At 67.1% G+C, this 16,804-nt stretch carries 17 protein-coding genes; 3 read left to right on the forward strand and 14 right to left on the reverse strand.

The features are described from left to right. Window positions 1-101: 101 nt before the first annotated feature. The 12 genes from CEG14_RS06700 to fdxA all read right to left on the reverse strand — a co-directional run bounded on the left by CEG14_RS06700 (window position 102) and on the right by fdxA (window position 11,070). Window positions 102-947: a branched-chain amino acid aminotransferase gene (locus CEG14_RS06700; protein ID WP_094825583.1), complete on the reverse strand. Its 846-nt coding sequence runs from the start codon at window positions 945-947 to the stop codon at window positions 102-104. A 57-nt stretch (window positions 948-1,004) separates the two neighbouring features. Then, a complete protein-coding gene (locus CEG14_RS06705; RefSeq protein ID WP_094825914.1) occupies window positions 1,005-2,012 on the reverse strand; it encodes an ABC transporter substrate-binding protein in 1,008 nt (335 codons plus the stop codon). A gap of 155 nt (window positions 2,013-2,167) precedes the next feature. Further along, on the reverse strand, window positions 2,168-3,151 hold the full coding sequence (locus CEG14_RS06710) for a branched-chain amino acid ABC transporter permease (protein ID WP_094825584.1): 984 nt from the start codon (window positions 3,149-3,151) through the stop codon (window positions 2,168-2,170). Beyond that, window positions 3,148-4,035, reverse strand: a complete 888-nt coding sequence (locus CEG14_RS06715) for a branched-chain amino acid ABC transporter permease (protein WP_094825585.1) — start codon at window positions 4,033-4,035, stop codon at window positions 3,148-3,150. Before CEG14_RS06715 ends, CEG14_RS06710 begins: the two co-directional genes overlap by 4 nt. Before the next feature lie 81 nt (window positions 4,036-4,116). Next, window positions 4,117-5,331 (reverse strand): ABC transporter substrate-binding protein, encoded by a 1,215-nt coding sequence (locus CEG14_RS06720; RefSeq protein ID WP_094825586.1) that lies wholly within the window; start codon window positions 5,329-5,331, stop codon window positions 4,117-4,119. Between the two features lie 60 nt (window positions 5,332-5,391). Next, window positions 5,392-6,105, reverse strand: coding sequence for an ABC transporter ATP-binding protein (locus CEG14_RS06725; protein WP_094825587.1), 714 nt, complete (start codon window positions 6,103-6,105; stop codon window positions 5,392-5,394). Continuing rightward, window positions 6,102-6,875 (reverse strand): ABC transporter ATP-binding protein, encoded by a 774-nt coding sequence (locus CEG14_RS06730; RefSeq protein WP_094825588.1) that lies wholly within the window; start codon window positions 6,873-6,875, stop codon window positions 6,102-6,104. Before CEG14_RS06730 ends, CEG14_RS06725 begins: the two co-directional genes overlap by 4 nt. Window positions 6,876-7,146: 271 nt before the next feature. Continuing rightward, complete coding sequence (gene nth, locus CEG14_RS06735) at window positions 7,147-7,782, reverse strand: endonuclease III (RefSeq protein WP_094825589.1); 636 nt, start codon at window positions 7,780-7,782, stop codon at window positions 7,147-7,149. 12 nt (window positions 7,783-7,794) lie between these two features. Next, complete coding sequence (rsxB, locus tag CEG14_RS06740) at window positions 7,795-8,424, reverse strand: electron transport complex subunit RsxB (protein WP_094825590.1); 630 nt, start codon at window positions 8,422-8,424, stop codon at window positions 7,795-7,797. Window positions 8,425-8,490: 66 nt separating this feature from the next. Then, window positions 8,491-9,717: a polyhydroxyalkanoate depolymerase gene (locus CEG14_RS06745; protein WP_094825591.1), complete on the reverse strand. Its 1,227-nt coding sequence runs from the start codon at window positions 9,715-9,717 to the stop codon at window positions 8,491-8,493. A gap of 145 nt (window positions 9,718-9,862) precedes the next feature. Continuing rightward, window positions 9,863-10,660, reverse strand: a complete 798-nt coding sequence (locus tag CEG14_RS06750; protein ID WP_094825592.1) for a ferredoxin--NADP reductase — start codon at window positions 10,658-10,660, stop codon at window positions 9,863-9,865. Window positions 10,661-10,746: 86 nt separating this feature from the next. Beyond that, window positions 10,747-11,070 (reverse strand): ferredoxin FdxA, encoded by a 324-nt coding sequence (gene fdxA / locus CEG14_RS06755; protein ID WP_094825593.1) that lies wholly within the window; start codon window positions 11,068-11,070, stop codon window positions 10,747-10,749. A 248-nt stretch (window positions 11,071-11,318) separates the two neighbouring features. Between fdxA and pncB the strand changes: the two genes are divergently transcribed. Together pncB and CEG14_RS06765 are read left to right on the forward strand one after the other, a co-directional pair. Then, window positions 11,319-12,500: a nicotinate phosphoribosyltransferase gene (gene pncB / locus CEG14_RS06760; protein WP_094825915.1), complete on the forward strand. Its 1,182-nt coding sequence runs from the start codon at window positions 11,319-11,321 to the stop codon at window positions 12,498-12,500. A gap of 51 nt (window positions 12,501-12,551) precedes the next feature. Further along, window positions 12,552-12,905: a RidA family protein gene (locus tag CEG14_RS06765; RefSeq protein ID WP_094825594.1), complete on the forward strand. Its 354-nt coding sequence runs from the start codon at window positions 12,552-12,554 to the stop codon at window positions 12,903-12,905. 57 nt (window positions 12,906-12,962) lie between these two features. On the opposite strand, the gene CEG14_RS06770 is transcribed toward CEG14_RS06765, so the two are convergent. Both CEG14_RS06770 and CEG14_RS06775 read right to left on the reverse strand, forming a co-directional pair. Continuing rightward, the gene (locus CEG14_RS06770) at window positions 12,963-13,484 is read right to left on the reverse strand and encodes a flavodoxin family protein (protein WP_094825595.1); all 522 of its coding nucleotides are present in this window, start codon (window positions 13,482-13,484) and stop codon (window positions 12,963-12,965) included. Continuing rightward, entirely contained in the window at window positions 13,481-14,314 is an 834-nt protein-coding gene (locus CEG14_RS06775) for a zinc-dependent peptidase (RefSeq protein WP_094825596.1), read from the reverse strand. Before CEG14_RS06775 ends, CEG14_RS06770 begins: the two co-directional genes overlap by 4 nt. A gap of 113 nt (window positions 14,315-14,427) precedes the next feature. Between CEG14_RS06775 and CEG14_RS06780 the strand changes: the two genes are divergently transcribed. Continuing rightward, window positions 14,428-16,704, forward strand: a complete 2,277-nt coding sequence (locus CEG14_RS06780; protein WP_094825597.1) for a RelA/SpoT family protein — start codon at window positions 14,428-14,430, stop codon at window positions 16,702-16,704. Window positions 16,705-16,804 lie beyond the last annotated feature (100 nt).

Below are 16,804 nucleotides of genomic sequence, written 5' to 3' on the forward strand. Positions count from 1 at the left end.
AGAGTTGCCGGAATCGGCGAGGGCTTGCGGGGCTTGCGGGGCTTGCGGCCGCGGGCGGGACGGTCATCCGTGGCCCGCGGCGGGTCGGGTCGTGCGGCGGCTCAGCGGCGGCCGGTCTTTTCGGCGTAGTCCATGTAGAGACGATGGGCGCGCTGGGCGAACGGGCCATACGGCAGCTCGCGCGATTCGACGCGGTTCACGTGCACCACCTTGCCGTAGTTGCCGGTGGAGAAGACTTCGTCGGCCGCTTCGACGTCGGCGCGCGTGATGGCGCGCTCTTCGACCTCGACGCCATCGGCGCGCAGCAGCGCCAGCACGCGCTTGCGCGTGATGCCGTTCAGGAAGGTGCCGTTGTCGACCGGCGTGGCGACCTTGCCGTCCTTGGCGAGCCAGAAGTTGCTCGAGGCGAATTCCGCCACGTGGCCGGCGCCGTCGAACATGATGGCGTTGTCGAAGCCCTTGGCGGCCGCCTCGGTGATGGCGCGCTGGCCGTTCGGATACAGGCACGAGGCCTTGGCGTCGGTCGGCGCCATGTTGGGCCACGAGCGCACGAAGCTGGAGAAGCAGGCCGAGAAGCCCTGCGTGCCCGGCATCGGCACCTTGAAGACGTGCAGCACGAACTGGGTCTTGTCGGCGTCGGGCAGCAGGAAGCCGTCGGCGCAGAAGAACATCGGCTTGATGTAGAGCTCGCTGCCGTGCGGGAAGCGCGCGACGGCTTCCAGGCACAGCGTCTGGATCTCGGCGGCGCTGAGCTTGGGCTTCATCAGCATCTTCTCGGCCGAGCGCACCACGCGTTCGCAATGCAGGTCGAGGTCGGGCGTCAGGCCGCGGAACGCGCGCGCGCCGTCGAACACCATGCTCGCCATCCAGAAGGCGTGGTCGGCCGGGCCGAGCAGCTTGGGGTTTTCAGTGGTCCACTGGCCGTTGTGCCAGAACAGGGCATCCATGTCTTGCTTCCTTGTGCTTCTTCTGTGTCGATCAGGGGCGCCAGACGGCGCCGGTTTTCATTTCTTGTCGAGCGCGGCCTGCACCCGGGTGGCCACGTCGGCCGGCACCCACTCGCGCCAGACCTTGCCGTATTGCTTGAGGAAATACTGCGCCGCCTCTTCGGGCTCCTTGCCCTCGTTCTCGAGCCAGCCCAGCGTGGCGTCGATGGCCTCGTCCGGCACGCTGAGCTTGGTGAAGAAGGCGGTGAGCTGCGGCGCCGACTTGGCGAACTCGGCGTTCAGACCGGTGACGACCGGATTGGGCTTGAACTCGGTGGCCACCGGATCGGCGCATTTCGGGTCGGTCATGCAAGTGTAGGCCTGTTGGTCGAAGGCCGGCAGCTCCAGCTTGACCAGGTCGAGCGCGCCCACCAGCGAGGTCGGCGTCCAGTAATAGAACACGATGTCGCGCTTGCGCTTGTAGGCCGACACGATGGCCGCCTTCTGCGCCGCGCCGGAGCCGGGCGCGAACATGGTGAAGTCCTTGTCGAGCTTGAGCGCGCGCAGCAGGTTGTCGTTGAGCGTGCCGCAGGCCCAGCCGGCCGGACAGCCGTAGATGCGGCCGCGATTCGGCTCCTCGGGGTCGGCGAAGGTTTCCTTGTGGCGCGCCAGGTCGGCGGCCTGCTTGATGTCGGGATGGCGCTCCACGGTGTAGCGCGGCACGTACCAGCCTTCGCCCGCGTCGTAGACGTGGCCCACGCCGAGCACCCGGCCGCTGGCCAGCGCCTTCTTCCAGGCGCCCTCGATCTGTCCGGGCCACACCTCGGGCGTGACGTCGACGTCGCCGCGTTGCAGCGCGGCCAGCATCGGCAGGGTCTCGCCGATCTCGACCGTGGTCTTGCAGCCGTAGCCGTGCTCCAGCACGTAGCGCTCGATGCCGGCCAGCACCAGGTTCGATTCCCAGTTCAGGCCGCTGAAGCGCACCGGGCGGTCGACCTCGCAGGTGACGGCGTCGGCCGCGCGGGCCGCCGAGGGCGCCGCCAGGCCGGCGGCCAGGACGGCCGTCAGGGCCAGGGTGCGGAACAGGGGAGCAACAGCAGTGGCAAACGCGGGAGCATGGGGGTTTTTGCGCACGGGGGACACCTGCCAGGTTGGATTCCCACCATTGTAAGGGGGCGCGCGCAGGCCCCAATGACAACGGGGCGGCCAGGCCGCCCCGCGTGGGTGGAACGGCGCGCCGGTCAGGCGCGCGCCGCCCGCCGCCGTTCGAGGAACGCGCCGATCTCGCCCACGATGCCGCGGCGGAAGGCCAGCACGCAGATCACGAAAATCAGGCCGATCACGATGGTGACCGACTCGCCCAGGCGCAGGAACCATTCGACGCCGGTGGCGTTGGCCATGAACTGGCCGAAGTCGCCCACCTTGTTTTCGAGCAGCACCACGATGAACGCGCCCAGGATCGGCCCGGTCAGCGTGCCCAGGCCGCCGATCAGCGTCATGAGGATGACCAGCCCCGACATCTGCCAGGTCGCGTCGGAGAGGGTGGCGGACACGAAGACCAGGGTCTTGGTGGCGCCGGCCAGGCCGGCGATCCCGGCCGACAGCACGAAGGCGAGCAGCTTGAAGCGATCGACGTCGTAGCCCAGCGACACCGCGCGCGGCTCGTTCTCGCGGATCGCCTGCAGCACCTGGCCGAAGGGCGAATGCACCGCGCGCCAGATGATGAGGAAGCCGATCACGAACACGCCCATCACGAGGTAATACAGATTGACGTCGCGGGACAGGTCGATGAAGCCGAACAGCGTGCCGCGCGGCACGCCCTGCAGGCCGTCCTCGCCGCCGGTGAAGCGGGCCTGCAGGAAGAAGAAGAACACCATCTGCGCCAGCGCCAGCGTGATCATGGCGAAGTAGATGCCGCTGCGCCGGATCGCCAGCGCGCCCATCACCAGTCCCAGCAGCGCCGCCACGCCCGCCCCGAACAGCAGGCCCAGCTCGGTGGGCCAGCCCCAGACCTTGAGCGCCTGGCCGGCCGCGTAGGCCGCGCTGCCCAGGAAGGCGGCATGGCCGAACGACAGCAGGCCGGTATAGCCCAGCAGCAGGTTGAATGCGCACGCAAACAACGCGTAGCACATCACCTTCATGGCGAAGATCGGATAGACGCCGGCAAAGGGCAGAGCGGCGACAACGATGGCCAGTACGGCATAGCCCAGCAGTTGACGATTCATTTTTCTTTTCCGAACAGCCCGGCCGGGCGCAGCAGCAGCACGATGGCCATGATGATGAACACGACGGTGTTGGAGGCTTCGGGCCAGAACACCTTGGTGAGGCCTTCGATCACGCCCAGGCCCAGCCCTGTGACGATGGCGCCCATTATGGAGCCCATGCCGCCGATCACCACCACGGCGAACACCACGATGATGAGGTTCGAGCCCATCAGCGGCGAGATCTGCAGCACCGGGGCCGCCAGCACGCCGGCAAAGCCGGCCAGTGCCACGCCGAAGCCGTAGGTGAGCGTGATCATGCGCGGCACGTTCACGCCGAAGGCCTCGACCAGGCGTGGGTTTTCGGTGCCGGCGCGCAGCAGGGCGCCCAGGCGCGTGCGTTCGATCACGTACCAGGTGGCCAGGCAGACCACGATGCTCGCCGCCACCACCCAGCCGCGATAGTTGGGCAGGATCATGAAGCCGAGGTTGGTGGCGCCGCGCAGCGCGTCGGGCGTGGGATAGGGCTGGCCCGACACGCCGAAGAAGCTGCGGAACACGCCTTCCATCAGCAGCGTGAGGCCGAAGGTCAGCAGCAGGCCGTAGAGGTGGTCGAGCTTGTAGAGGTGGCGCAGCAGCAGGCGTTCGATGACGATGCCGAACAGGCCCACCAGCAGCGGCGCGAGTATCAGCATGACCCAGTAGTTCAGGCCGAAGTAGCTCAGGCCCATCCAGGCCAGGAAGGCGCCCAGCATGTAGAGGGCGCCGTGGGCGAAGTTGATGACGTTGAGCAGGCCGAAAATCACCGCCAGCCCCAGGGACAGCATGGCGTAGAACGAACCGTTGACCAGACCGAGCAGCAGTTGCCCTAGCAGTGCCTGTATGGGGATGCCGAAGATGTCAGTCATCTTGAGGAAGTCCTGCGGTACGAAAAAGACGAGGCGAGTGGCGCGTCCGCATGCGGATGCGCCACGATGGACGAGCCGGAATTACTTCTTGACCAGCTTGCAGGTCGACTCGGACAGCTTGGTGTAGACCTCTTCGCCCGGAAGCGTTGCCACCACCTTGTAGTAGTCCCAGGGAGCCTTGGACTCGGCCGGCGTCTTGACCTGCATCAGGTGCATGTCGTGGATCATGCGGCCGTCTTCGCGCACGTAGCCGCCCTGCGCGAAGAAGTCGTTGATCTTGTTCGACTTCATCCACTTCATCATGGCATCGCCGTCGTCGGTGCCGGTGGCCTTCACGCCGCTCAGGTAGAACGCGACGGAGGAGTAGTCGCCCGCCTGCAGCATGGAGGGCTTGCGGCCGATCTTGGCCTCGAACTTCTTGCTCCAGGCGCGCGCGGCGTCGGATTGATCCCAGTACCAGCCATCGGTCAGGTACATGCCCTTGGTGGCTTCGAGGCCGAGCGAATGGATGTCGTTGATGAAGACCAGCAGGCCGGCCATCTTCATCGAGCTGGTCACGCCGAATTCATTGGCGGCCTTGATCGAGTTGATGGTGTCGCCGCCCGCGTTGGCCAGGCCCAGGATCTGGGCCTTGGAGGCCTGCGCCTGCAGCAGGAACGACGAGAAGTCGGAGGCGCCCAGCGGTGCGCGCACCTGGCCCTTGACCTCGCCGCCCGAGCTCTTGACCACGTTGGCCGTGTCGCGCTCCAGCGCGTGGCCGAACGCGTAGTCGGCGGTCAGGAAGAACCAGCTCTTGCCGCCGTCCTTCACGACCGCCGAGCCGGTGCCGCGCGCCAGCGCCACGGTGTCGTAGGCGTAGTGCACGGTGTAGGGCGAACATTGCGCGTTGGTCAGGTCGGAGGCGCCGGCGCCGATGGCGATGAAGGGCTTTTTCTTCTCGGCGGCGACGGCGGCCATGGCCAGGCTGGTGGCGGAGTTGGTGCCGCCGATCAGCACGTCGATCTTCTGCTGGTCGAACCACTCGCGCGCGCGCGCCGAGGCCACGTCGGCCTTGTTCTGGTGATCGGCCGACAGCAGCTCGATCTTCTTGCCGTTGATGTTGCCGCCCGCGTCTTCGATGGCCATGCGGATCGATTCCACGCCGGCCTTGCCGTCGATGTCGGAGTACACGCCCGACATGTCGGTGATGAAGCCGATCCGGATGACATCATCCGAAATGCCTTGTGCCTGGGCGGGTAGCCCGGCGAATCCCAGGCCGGCGACGGCCAATGCTGCAGTGATGTGATGCAACTTCATGGGATGACTCCTCTTTCCTGTGTGGAATGCCGGCCGTGCCGGCGGATGACAGGCTTTTTTCTAGACGCCCAACAGTTCGTTGAGCGTGTCCTGTTTCTGCTCGAGCTCGGCCGCGCCGAAGGTCTCGACGATCTGGCCGTGCTCCATGACGTAGAAGCGGTCGGCGAGCGGCGCGGCGAAGCGGAAATTCTGTTCGACCATCACGATGGTGTAGCCGCGCGCCTTGAGCGCCGTGATCATGCGCGCCAGCGCCTGCACGATGACCGGGGCCAGGCCCTCGGAGATCTCGTCGAGCAGCAGCAGGTTGGCGCCGGTGCGCAGGATGCGCGCCACCGCCAGCATCTGCTGCTCGCCGCCCGACAGGCGCGTGCCCGGCGAATTGCGGCGTTCGTGCAGGTTGGGGAACATGTCGTAGATCTCGGCTAGCGACATGCCGCCGCCGAGCGCGCCGCCCACCGGGGGCGGCAGCAGCAGGTTTTCTTCGCACGACAGGCTGGCGAAGATGCCGCGCTCTTCGGGGCAGTAGCCCACGCCCAGGTGCGCGATGCGGAAGGTCGGCAGCTCGATCGCCTCGGTGCCGTGGATGCGCACCGAGCCCTTGCGCGAGCCGGTCAGGCCGAGAATCGCGCGCAGCGTGGTGGTGCGGCCCGCGCCGTTGCGGCCGAGCAGCGTGACGACCTCGCCCTGCGCCACCTGCATGTCGACGCCATGCAGGATGTGCGATTCCCCGTACCAGGCCTGCAGGCCCGAGATTTCAAGCGCGGGGGTGCTCATGCATGTGCTCCTTGGAGTTCGCCTTCGGTCGTGCCCATGTAGGCCTGCATCACCGCCGGATGACGCGACACCACGCCGTAGGGCCCTTCGGCCAGCACGGCACCGCGCGCCAGCACCGTGATGGTGTCGGCGATCGAGGACACGACGTTCATGTTGTGCTCGACCATGAGAATGGTGCGGCCCACGCTCACGTGCTTGATGAGCTGCGTCACGCGGTCGACGTCTTCGTGGCCCATGCCCTGCGTGGGCTCGTCGAGCAGCATGAGCTCGGGCTCCATCGCGAGCGTGGTGGCGATCTCGAGCGCGCGCTTGCGGCCGTAGGGCAGGTTCACGGTGAGCTCGTCGGCGAAGCCGCCGAGATCGACCTGCTCGAGCAGCTCGCGCGCCGGACCGTTGAGCCGTTCGAGCCCCTTCTGGCTGCGCCAGAAGTGGAACGACACGCCGGTCTTGCGTTGCAGCCCGATGCGCACGTTTTCGAGCACGGTGAGGTGGGGAAACACCGCCGAGATCTGGAACGAACGGATGATGCCGCGCCGCGCGATCTGCGCAGGGCGCTCGCGTGTGATGTCTTTGCCGTTGAAGATGATCGAGCCCGAGGTGGGCGCGAGAAACTTGGTCAGCAGGTTGAAGCACGTGGTCTTGCCGGCGCCGTTGGGGCCGATCAATGCATGAATGCTGCCACGCTTGACGCGCAGGTCGACCCCGTTTACCGCGACAAAGCCGCGGAACTCCTTGGTCAACCCTTTTGTCTCCAGGATCGTATCGTCCATGACGCTGCACCCGCGTTCAGTTTTTCTAAGAGTTGCGGCGAGTATGCGCACCTGCCCCCTAAAATTCCATGAGGGTTTTTCATAGGGTCTTGCAGTGCGGCATCGCGCTTTGTCGGTTAGCCGACAATTCGTTTCGCCACACAGGGAAAACGCTTGGTTTATCAGCCTGAATTACCGCAGCCGCGCTGCAACGAAAACGCCGGCGAGTGCCGGCGTTTTCATGGATCGGTAATGGGTTTTTCGTATGCGCGAAAACCCTCGAGTGGGGCCGTCAGGCCGGCGTCTTCGGTTTGAAATCGCACAGATCCGAGATGCCGCACTGCGGGCATTTCGGTTTGCGCGCGACGCAGATATAACGGCCATGCAGGATCAGCCAGTGATGCGCGTCCTGCATATATTCACGCGGAATGACCTTCTCCAGTTTCAGCTCCACCTCCAGCACATTCTTGCCGGGCGCGATGCCGGTGCGATTGGACACGCGGAAGATATGCGTGTCGACCGCGATGGTGGGCATGCCGAAGGCCGTGTTCAACACCACGTTCGCGGTCTTGCGGCCCACGCCGGGCAGGGCCTCGAGCGACTCGCGGTCGCGCGGCACCTCGCCACCATGGCGCTCGATCAGCAGCCTGCAGGTCTCGATCGCGTTCTTCGCCTTGGTACGAAACAGCCCGATGGTCTTGATGTAGTCGGTCAGCCCATCGACGCCGAGCGCCAACATTTTCTCGGGCGTGCCGTATTGCGGAAAGAACTTGCGGGTGGCGATGTTGACCGACTTGTCGGTGGCCTGCGCCGACAGCAGCACGGCGATCAGCAGCTGGAACGGCGTCTCGTATTCGAGCTCGGTGGTGGGGTGCGGGTTGGCCGCCTGCAGGCGGGCAAAGATCTCGCGGCGCTTCTGGGGATTCATGGTATGCGGCGTTCAGGCGTTGCGGCGCGCGCGGGCACGCGCCAGGGCGCTGGCGATGGCGGCGCGCTTCTTCTCGGCCTCGTCTTCCTCGGGCGCCGCGCTGATGACCGCGGGCGCCTCGGGCTCGGCCATGAGCCGCGCGTTGTCGGCGGCCGCACGCGCCTGGCGCGCCGCGCGGCGCTGGTGCCGCAGCCGGCCCTGTTCGGCATCGGCCGCGGTCCAGGCGCGGTTGGCCGGCACCATCTCGATGCAGTCCACCGGACAGGGCGCCACGCACAGGTCGCAGCCTGTGCAGAGATCCGGCAGCACGGTGTGCATGCGTTTGTTGGCGCCCAGGATGGCGTCGACCGGACAGGCGCGGATACAGAGCGTACAGCCGATGCAATGCGCCTCGTCGATCACGGCCACTAGCAGCGGCCCGGGCTCGCCGCGGCTGGTGTCGAGCGCGATCTCGGGGCGCGCCAGCAGCTGCGCCAGCGCGGCCACGCCGTCCTGGCCGCCGGGCGGGCAGCGATTGATCTCGGCCTGGCCGTCGGCCAGCGCTTCGGCGTAGGGACGACAGCCGTCGTAGCCGCATTTGGTGCATTGCGTCTGCGGCAGCAGGGCATCGATGCGTTCAACGAGCGGGGTACAGGACGGCATGATTCACGACGGACAAAAAAGAAAGCGGGCCGCAGGCCCGCTGTTCGGAGGAGCAGGACCGGCCGGTCAGGAAGCGCGGATGAATGCCGCGATTTTAGGACAGATCAGTTCGCGCCACCGGCGGCCCGAGAAGATGCCGTAGTGGCCCGCGCCCACGGCGGTGTAGTGCGACTTGCGCGCGGCCGGGATGCCGGCGCACAGCTTGATGGCGGCGCGCGTCTGGCCCTGGCCGGAGATGTCGTCGAGTTCGCCCTCGACGGTGAGCAGGGCGGTCTTGCGGATGTCCGCGGGCCGCACCGGCCGGCCGTCGATCTGCCAGGTGCCTTCGGGCAGCCGCGATTCCTGGAACACCACGCGGATGGTGTCGAGGTAGAACTCGGCCGGCATGTCGAGCACGGCGTTGTATTCGTCGTAGAAGCGGCGGTGCATCTCGGCATCGCTGTCATCGCCGCGCAGCAGGTCCAGGTAGAAGTCGTAGTGCGACTTCACGTGGCGGTCGGGGTTCATCGCCATGAAGCCCGCATGCTGCAGAAAGCCGGGATAAACCTTGCGGCCGGCGCCGGGGTAGGCGGGCGGCACGGCATGGATCAGCTGGCTCTCGAACCAGTCGTACGACTTGGTGGTGGCGAGGCGATTGACCTGCGTGGGCGATTCGCGCGGATCGATGGGGCCGCCCATCATCACCATGCTGCGCGGCTGGGCCGGATCGTTGGCCGAGGCCAGCAGCGAGATCGCCGCCAGCACCGGCACGGTCGGCTGGCAGACCGAGATCACGTGCAGATCGGGGCCGAGCGCGCGGATGAAGTCCTGGATGTAGGCGACGTAGTCGTCGAGATGGAACGGCCCGGCCGACAGCGGCACCATGCGCGCATCGACCCAGTCGGTCACGTATACGTCGTGCGCCGGCAGCAGCGCGCGCACCGTGTCGCGCAGCAGCGTGGCGTGGTGGCCCGACAGCGGCGCCACCAGCAGCACGCGCGGGTCGCGGCGCTTGGCCACGGCGCGCTCGTCGCGCTGGAAGTGCACCAGCCGACAGAACGGCTTGTCGTCGGCCACGACCTCGGTGACCCGCACGGGCTTGCCGTCGATCTCGGTGTGGGGCAGGCCCCAGGCGGGCTTCTGGTATTCCTTGCCGATCCGATGCATCAACTCGTAGCCGGCGGCGAGCTGGCGCGAGATGGGCATATAGGACCAGGGGCTGTAAGGGCTGGAGAACAGCTGAGAGCCGGCGTCGGAGAAAGCGACCAGGGGTCGCAGGAACGCCCGCTGCAATTCGTGCATGTGATACAGCATCGTGCCTAAGTCCAGAGATCAGGTCGGCCTATTATTGCCCTGAGTGGGATGGATATAGCGAAATTGTCTGGGCAGTGTGAGGAATGGGCCGGACAGCGGACACTTCTTGTTGCGTAAAAGCGACCCGTCAGTCCGCCCGGCTCTGTCACCAGTAGTTTTCGACCGCCAGATTGCCCGGAATGCCGCGTCGGCCGGGGGCGAAACCGCGCTCGGCGAGCAGTTTGCGGGCGTCGGCCAGCAGGGCCGGATTGCCGCAAAGCATGATCTTCGCGCGCGCCGGGTCCAGCGTCTCGCCGGCCAGCGCCTCGAGGCGGCCGTCGGCGATCAGGGTGGTCAGGCGCTCCTGCGGCACGCCGGGCAGGGCTTCGCGCGTGGCGATCGGCAGGTAGACCAGCTTGCGCGGATCCTGCTCGAAATACGGCGCGAACGCCGGATCGGCGCGCCAGCCTTCGATCTCCTGGCGGTAGGCCAGCTCTTCGACGGTGCGCACGCCGTGGATCAGCACGATGCGCTCGAAGGCCTTCCAGGTGGCCGGATCGCGCAGGATCGACAGGTAGGCGGACAGGCCCGTGCCCGAAGCGAGCAGCCAGAGCGTGCCGCCCGGCGCGAAGCGTTCGAGGGTCAGGAAGCCGTAGGGATTTTTCTCGATGTAGAGCGCATCGCCGGCGCGCAGCTGGGCCATGCGGGGGCTGAATTCGCCCTCGGGCACGACGATCGAATAGAACTCGAGATGGGTCTCGTGCGGCGCGGACACCATCGAATAGGCGCGCCAGATCGTGGGCTCGGCATCGGGCGTGTCGGCAGCCGGCAGGCCCACGCGGGCAAACTGGCCGGCCTGGAAGGCGAAGGCCGGATCGCGCGTCGCATGCACCGAAAACAGCTTGCCCGGCACCCAGGTGCGGACGTCGATGATGGTCTGGCGCGTGTACTTGGTATCGGTCATGGGCAAGGGCCTGTGAACACGCGAGGAGCCTCGCACGGAACGCGTCGGGCAATCACCGGCCGGGCCGCGCGCGGCCGGTGCAGGGATCAGCGTTCCAGGTGTTGCAGCTTGTCGGCCACGCCGTTCCATTGATCGGCGTCGGGCAGGGGTTTCTTGGCGCGGCTGATGCTGGCGAATTCGCCCGACAGCTCCGCGTTGAGCGCGATGAATTTCATCTGGTCCTGAGGCACGTCTTCTTCGGCGTAGATCGCGTTGGCCGGGCACTCGGGAATGCACACCGCGCAGTCGATGCACTCATCGGGGTCGATCACCAGAAAGTTCGGACCTTCCCGAAAACAGTCCACCGGACATACGTCGACGCAGTCGGTGTACTTGCACTTGATACAGTTTTCGGTAACTACGTGGGTCATTCTGGGAAACTCCGGATGCGGCGGGTTGCGCTGGCCGTGGGGGTGCGCCTGGGGTTGGACCTGAGGGAGTGGCCCCGGGGTGAGACCCGGCGAAGCACCTGAGACGCGAGCTGGTTTTTCTGTCCTCGGGATCGGATTTTAACCAATGCGGGGCAGGAGGGCGAACATAACCCTGGCTGCGGTAATGGCGGGCGCTCCAGGCAGGGCCTGCGCCGTGTTATGGTTGCCCGAACTACCATCGCGTGATCATGATAATCACTTCGTTGCTCGATACCGACCTGTACAAATTCAGCATGATGCAGGTCGTGCTCCATCAGTTTCCTGCTGCCCAGGTCGAATACCGCTACAAGTGCCGCAATGCCGGTGTCGACCTGCGGCCCTATCTCGACGAGATCCGCGCCGAGGTGCACGCGCTGTGCCAGCTGCGATTCACCGACGAAGAGCTCGATTATCTGCGCAGCCTGCGCTTCATCAAGAGCGACTTCGTCGATTTCCTGGGTTTGTTCCACCTGCCCGAGCGTTGCATCACGATCGGCGAGGGCGACAATCCGGGCGAGATCTCGATCAGCGTGCAAGGCCCGTGGCTGCACACGATCCTGTTCGAGATCCCGGTGCTGGCCATCGTCAACGAGGTGTACTTCCGCAATACGCGCAAGGACACCGACGCCGACTGGACCGAAGGGCGCGAACGGCTGCAGAAGAAGATGCACCTGGTGCTCGACGATCCCGAGCTGGCCGACTTCCGCGTGGCCGAGTACGGCACGCGGCGGCGCTTCTCCAAGCGCTGGCACGAGGAGGTGGTGCGCACCATGAAGGCCGAGATGGGCGCCCATTTCGCCGGCACCAGCAACGTGTTGTTCGCGATGCGCCACGGCGTGCTGCCGCTGGGCACCATGGGCCACGAGTATCTGCAGGCCTGCCAGGCCCTGGGCCCGCGCCTGCGCGATTCGCAGGTGTTCGCGCTGGAGGTGTGGGCCAAGGAATATCGCGGCGATCTGGGCATTGCGCTGTCCGACGTCTACGGCATGGATGCGTTCCTGCGCGACTTCGACATGTATTTCTGCAAGCTCTTCGACGGCGCGCGCCACGACTCCGGCGATCCCTTCAAGTGGGGCGAGCGGCTGCTCGAGCACTACCGCGCGAACCGCGTCGACCCGCGCACCAAGACGCTGGTATTCTCCGACTCGCTGACGTTCCCGCGCGCGATCGAACTGGCGCGCCAGTTCGCGGGTCGCTGCCGGGTGTCGTTCGGGATCGGCACCAACCTCACCAATGACCTCGGTCACGAGCCGCTGCAGATCGTCATGAAGATGGTCCGCTGCAACGGCCAGCCGGTGGCCAAGGTGTCCGACGCGCCCGAAAAGACCATGTGCGACGATCCGGCCTATCTCGCCTATCTGCGCCAGGTATTCCAGTTGCCGCCGGCCTGAGCGGGCGGCAACCCGTTTTTGTCTCGACCACCGTTCCATTAGGGGAATCACATGAGCAGTATCAAGCGCTACAACGTGGAAAAGCGCCTGTCCGACATGGCCGTGTACAACGGCGTGGCCTATCTGGCCGGCCAGGTGCCCGACGATGCCACCCTCGACATCACCGGCCAGACCACGCAGGTCCTGGCCACCATCGATCGCCTGCTGGCCGAAGCCGGCACCGACAAGACCAAGATCCTGATGGCCCAGATCTACGTGGCCAACATGAAGGAATTCGACGGCATGAACAAGGCCTGGGACGCGTGGGTTGCCGCCGGCAATTCGCCTCCCCGCGCCACGGTCGAAGCGCGCCTGGCCAATCCCGACTTCAAGGTCGAGATCGTGGTGACCGCCGCCATCAACTGATCGGTTGCGTGCGCAAGCAAAAAGCCGCGGCCCGCGCCGCGGCTTTTTCATGGGCGCTCAGAGCGCGGGATCCTCGCCCAGCAGCAGGGTGGCGGCCAGCAGGCCGCCCAGCTCGTGGCAGCGCGCGGCGTCCGCGGCGGCGAGCGTCTTGGGGGCGAGGATCTGTTCGGGCGTCTGGGCGCCGTTGCGCACCAGCACGGGCGCGCCGGTCTGCGCCAGACGCCAGCCGGTGCAGATGCGCGCCATCTGGCGCAGCGCGCCCTCGCCATCGGTGCCGGCGGCGACGGCCAGGCCGACGGGCCGGCCCGCGACGCGATCGAGCGCACCGTAATAGCAGCGATCGAAGAACTCCTTCATCGCACCGCTGAGCGAACCCAGGTTTTCGGGCGCGCAGAAGAGGTAGCCATCGGCCGCCAGCAGATCGTCCACGCCGGCCTGGTCGGCCGGCAGGTGGCGCAGCGCCAGCGCCGCGTGCAGCCCCAGCTCGGTGGCGGCCGTGTGCGCGCCGGCGGCGAGCGCCTCGCTCATCTGGCGCGCGCAGCCGGTCCGGCTGTGCCACACGATGAGCAGGTGCTTCATGCCAGCCGCGCCAGGGTGTCCTGGCGGTAATAGGCGCGCAGCAGCTCGTACCAGTCGGGCAGGGCGGCGGCCAGGGGCGCGGGATCGACGAAGAAATGCTCGGAGCTCACGGCGAAGAACTCGGCCTCGTCGGTGGCGGCGTAGGGGTCGAGCGGCAGCTGGGCGTACCAGGCGTCGGCGGCCTCGCTCTCGGGATCCATGTCGGGCGGGATGTCGGCTTCGATGGCGTCGAGCGCCTCCTGGAACCGGCCCAGGCTGTCGTCGAGCACGTCGCGCCACACGCGTGCGCGCAGTTCCGGATGGGCGTGCAGGCTGGGCATGCCGTCGGCTTCGCCGGCAGCCAGGTCGAGCTTGTGCGCGAACTCGTGGATCACGACGTTGAAGGCGCCCTCGGTGTTGCGCACGTCGTTCCAGGACAGCACCACCGGGCCACCTTCCCAGGCCTCGCCGGCCGCGTCCTCGATGTATTCGTGCACCACGCCGTCGGCATCCTGCGTCTGGCGCGGGATGGAAAAACCGCCGGGATACACGATGATCTCGTCCCAGCCCTCGTAGAGCGTGGGGGAAAGGTGCAGGATGGGCAGGGCGGCCTGGGTCGCGATCGCCAGGCGCATCGCGTCATCGGGCTCGAGCCCGGCCGCGCCATTGATGTTCTTGCTGGCCAGGATCCAGGCCACGCGCTGCTGCAGGGCCTGCTGCTCGTCGGCCGACAGGGGCGCGACGAAGGGGTAGCCCGCGATCACGTCGCGCCACAGTTCGGGCGGGATGCGGGCCTGCATCTCCTGGACTTTCGTATCGGCCGCACCGCGGCCCACCAACCATCTCAGCATCGGGATCCTGTGTTCTGGACGGGCGCGGGCAGGGCCGCGCCTCGGGCTGTGTCAGCTAGTGTAGAGTACTGGGAATTCCATCGAACTCCGTCCCGATCGTCGTTTCCGCCGTCATGTCTGCCCCGCTCGAACCCGTTACGCTCGCGCCTTTCGACGAGGCCTGGCGCCAGGAGACCGGCGCCGGGCTCGATGCCGCCGCGAAGGGCCTGCTGGACCAGGCCGTGGCCTGGGCCTGGCCGCAGCTGCAGGGCCAGGCCATGCCCACCGGCGAGCCGCTGGTCAATCACGCGGCCGGCACGGCGCGCATCCTGGCCTCGCTGCAGACCGACGCGCCCACGCGGGCCGCGGCCGTCCTGGCGGTGCTGCCCTCCGACCTGAACGCGCCGGCACAGGCCCTGCGCAACGATCCCATCGCCACCACCTTCGGCGCCGAGATGGCCCGCCTGGTGCAGGGCGCGCGCGCGTTGCTGCGGCTGGGCATCGTGGCGCGGCAGGCGAGCGACGCCGCCGCCGGCTCGGGCTCGCAGAAGGAAATGCAGCGCAAGATGCTGCTGGCGATGGCCGCCGACCTGCGCATCGTGCTGATGCGGCTGGCCTCGCGGCTGCAGACCCTGCGCTGGCACGCCGAATCCAAGACGCCCTGTCCGCCGGAATTCGCGCGCGAAACCCTCGATCTCTACACGCCCCTGGCCAACCGGCTGGGCATCTGGCAGATCAAATGGGAAATGGAAGACCTGGCGTTCCGTTTCCTCGATCCCGGTCGCTACAAGCAGATCGCGCGCCTGCTCGAGGAAAAGCGGGTCGAGCGCGAGGCCTTCATCGCCGCGGCCATCGAGCGCATGCAGCAGGCGCTGCACGCGGCCGGCATCCAGGCCGAGGTGAGCGGCCGGCCCAAGCACATCTACAGCATCTGGAACAAGATGCGGGTCAAGCGGCTCGACTTCAGCGAAATGTACGACCTGCGCGCGCTGCGCGTCATCGTCGACGACGTGCGCGACTGTTATACGGCGCTGGGCATCGTCCACGAGATGTGGACGCCGGTGGGGGATGAGTTCGACGACTACATTTCCCGCCCCAAGCCCAACGGCTACCGTTCGCTGCACACCGTGGTGAGCGACGCCGATGGCCGGCCGTTCGAGGTGCAGATCCGCACGCGCGAGATGCACCAGTTCGCCGAATACGGGATGGCCGCGCACTGGCGCTACAAGGAAGCCGGCGCGCGCGGCGGCCAGGTCTCGGCCTCGAGCGACTACGATCGCCAGCTGTCGTGGATGCGCCAGCTGCTGGCCTGGAACACCGATGTGGAGTCGGGCGCGGAGGCGCCGGCGGGTGCGACTGCCAGTGCGGCGGCCAGTGCGGCTGCAAGTGCGGCGGCCGCGGCCACTGCGCCGCCCGAGGACGACCGCATCTATGTGTTGACGCCGCAGGCGCGCGTGATCGAGTTGCCGGCCGGTTCCACGCCGGTGGACTTCGCCTATCACCTGCACACGGATCTGGGCCACCGCTGCCGCGGCGCGCGCCTCGACGGCCAGATGGTGCCGCTGCACACGCGCCTCAGCACCGGCCAGACGGTGGAGATCATCTCGGCCAAGTCGGGCGGCCCGTCGCGCGACTGGCTCAACCCGCAGTTGGGCTATCTCGCCAGCCCGCGGGCGCGTTCCAAGGTGCGCAACTGGTTCAACGCGATCGAGCTGGCCCAGCGCATCACGCAGGGCCAGGCGCTGGTCGAAAAGGAGCTGCAGCGCCTGGGCAAGACCGCGGTCAACCTGGAGCAGCTGGCGCAGAACCTCGGCTTCGCCCGTGCCGACGACCTGTACGTCGCGGCGGCCAAGGAAGAGTTCAGCCTGCGGCAGATTGACAGCGTGTTCCAGGCGCCGGCGCCGGCCCCCGCCGAGGAGCCCACCGCGTTCCGCCATGCCCCGAGCAACGAGAGCGCCGAGAAGACCGGCAAGAGCGGCGTGCTGGTGGTGGGCGTGGGATCGTTGCTCACGCAACTGGCGCGCTGCTGCCGCCCGGCCCCGCCCGACGCCATCGCCGGCTTCGTCACGCGCGGCCGCGGCGTGTCGATCCATCGCGCCGACTGCCACAGCTTCCAGGCGCTCGCCGAGCGCGAGCCCGAACGCGTGATCGAGGTCGCGTGGGGCGAGACCAAGGACTCGTTCTATCCGGTCGACATCAGCGTGCGCGCCCACGACCGGCCGGGCCTGCTGCGCGACCTCTCCGAAGTCTTCGCGCGCCTGCGCCTGAACGTGATCGGCGTGAACACCCAGAGCCGCCAGTCCCTGGCCCACATGGTGTTCACCGTCGAGGTGCGCGGCGGCGAAAGCTTGCACAAGGCCCTCGACGCGCTCGCCGAGGTGCAGGGCGTGTCGTCCGCCAACAGAAAGTAAACCGCCCTGCATGCGCGCTGGAGCGCCTGCCGTCCCCCCAAAACAAAGGTGTCAGACTGCATTTTTGCCGCTTGGTGCCGGTCGAAAAATGCAGTCTGAC

Source organism: Bordetella genomosp. 1 (assembly GCF_002261335.1).
Classification (GTDB): Bacteria; Pseudomonadota; Gammaproteobacteria; order Burkholderiales; family Burkholderiaceae_B; genus Bordetella.

Coding starts and splice junctions, on each gene's coding strand:
- CEG14_RS06720 (WP_094825586.1), bottom strand. CDS start 5,331: ATGAAGTTGCATCACATCACTGCAGCATTGGCCGTCGCCGGCCTGGGA.
- CEG14_RS06715 (WP_094825585.1), bottom strand. CDS start 4,035: ATGACTGACATCTTCGGCATCCCCATACAGGCACTGCTAGGGCAACTG.
- CEG14_RS06770 (WP_094825595.1), bottom strand. CDS start 13,484: ATGAAGCACCTGCTCATCGTGTGGCACAGCCGGACCGGCTGCGCGCGC.
- rsxB (WP_094825590.1), bottom strand. CDS start 8,424: ATGCCGTCCTGTACCCCGCTCGTTGAACGCATCGATGCCCTGCTGCCG.
- CEG14_RS06700 (WP_094825583.1), bottom strand. CDS start 947: ATGGATGCCCTGTTCTGGCACAACGGCCAGTGGACCACTGAAAACCCC.
- CEG14_RS06730 (WP_094825588.1), bottom strand. CDS start 6,875: ATGGACGATACGATCCTGGAGACAAAAGGGTTGACCAAGGAGTTCCGC.
- fdxA (WP_094825593.1), bottom strand. CDS start 11,070: ATGACCCACGTAGTTACCGAAAACTGTATCAAGTGCAAGTACACCGAC.
- CEG14_RS06710 (WP_094825584.1), bottom strand. CDS start 3,151: ATGAATCGTCAACTGCTGGGCTATGCCGTACTGGCCATCGTTGTCGCC.
- CEG14_RS06725 (WP_094825587.1), bottom strand. CDS start 6,105: ATGAGCACCCCCGCGCTTGAAATCTCGGGCCTGCAGGCCTGGTACGGG.
- CEG14_RS06750 (WP_094825592.1), bottom strand. CDS start 10,660: ATGACCGATACCAAGTACACGCGCCAGACCATCATCGACGTCCGCACC.
- CEG14_RS06745 (WP_094825591.1), bottom strand. CDS start 9,717: ATGCTGTATCACATGCACGAATTGCAGCGGGCGTTCCTGCGACCCCTG.
- nth (WP_094825589.1), bottom strand. CDS start 7,782: ATGAATCCCCAGAAGCGCCGCGAGATCTTTGCCCGCCTGCAGGCGGCC.
- CEG14_RS06780 (WP_094825597.1), top strand. CDS start 14,428: ATGTCTGCCCCGCTCGAACCCGTTACGCTCGCGCCTTTCGACGAGGCC.
- CEG14_RS06765 (WP_094825594.1), top strand. CDS start 12,552: ATGAGCAGTATCAAGCGCTACAACGTGGAAAAGCGCCTGTCCGACATG.
- pncB (WP_094825915.1), top strand. CDS start 11,319: ATGATAATCACTTCGTTGCTCGATACCGACCTGTACAAATTCAGCATG.
- CEG14_RS06775 (WP_094825596.1), bottom strand. CDS start 14,314: ATGCTGAGATGGTTGGTGGGCCGCGGTGCGGCCGATACGAAAGTCCAG.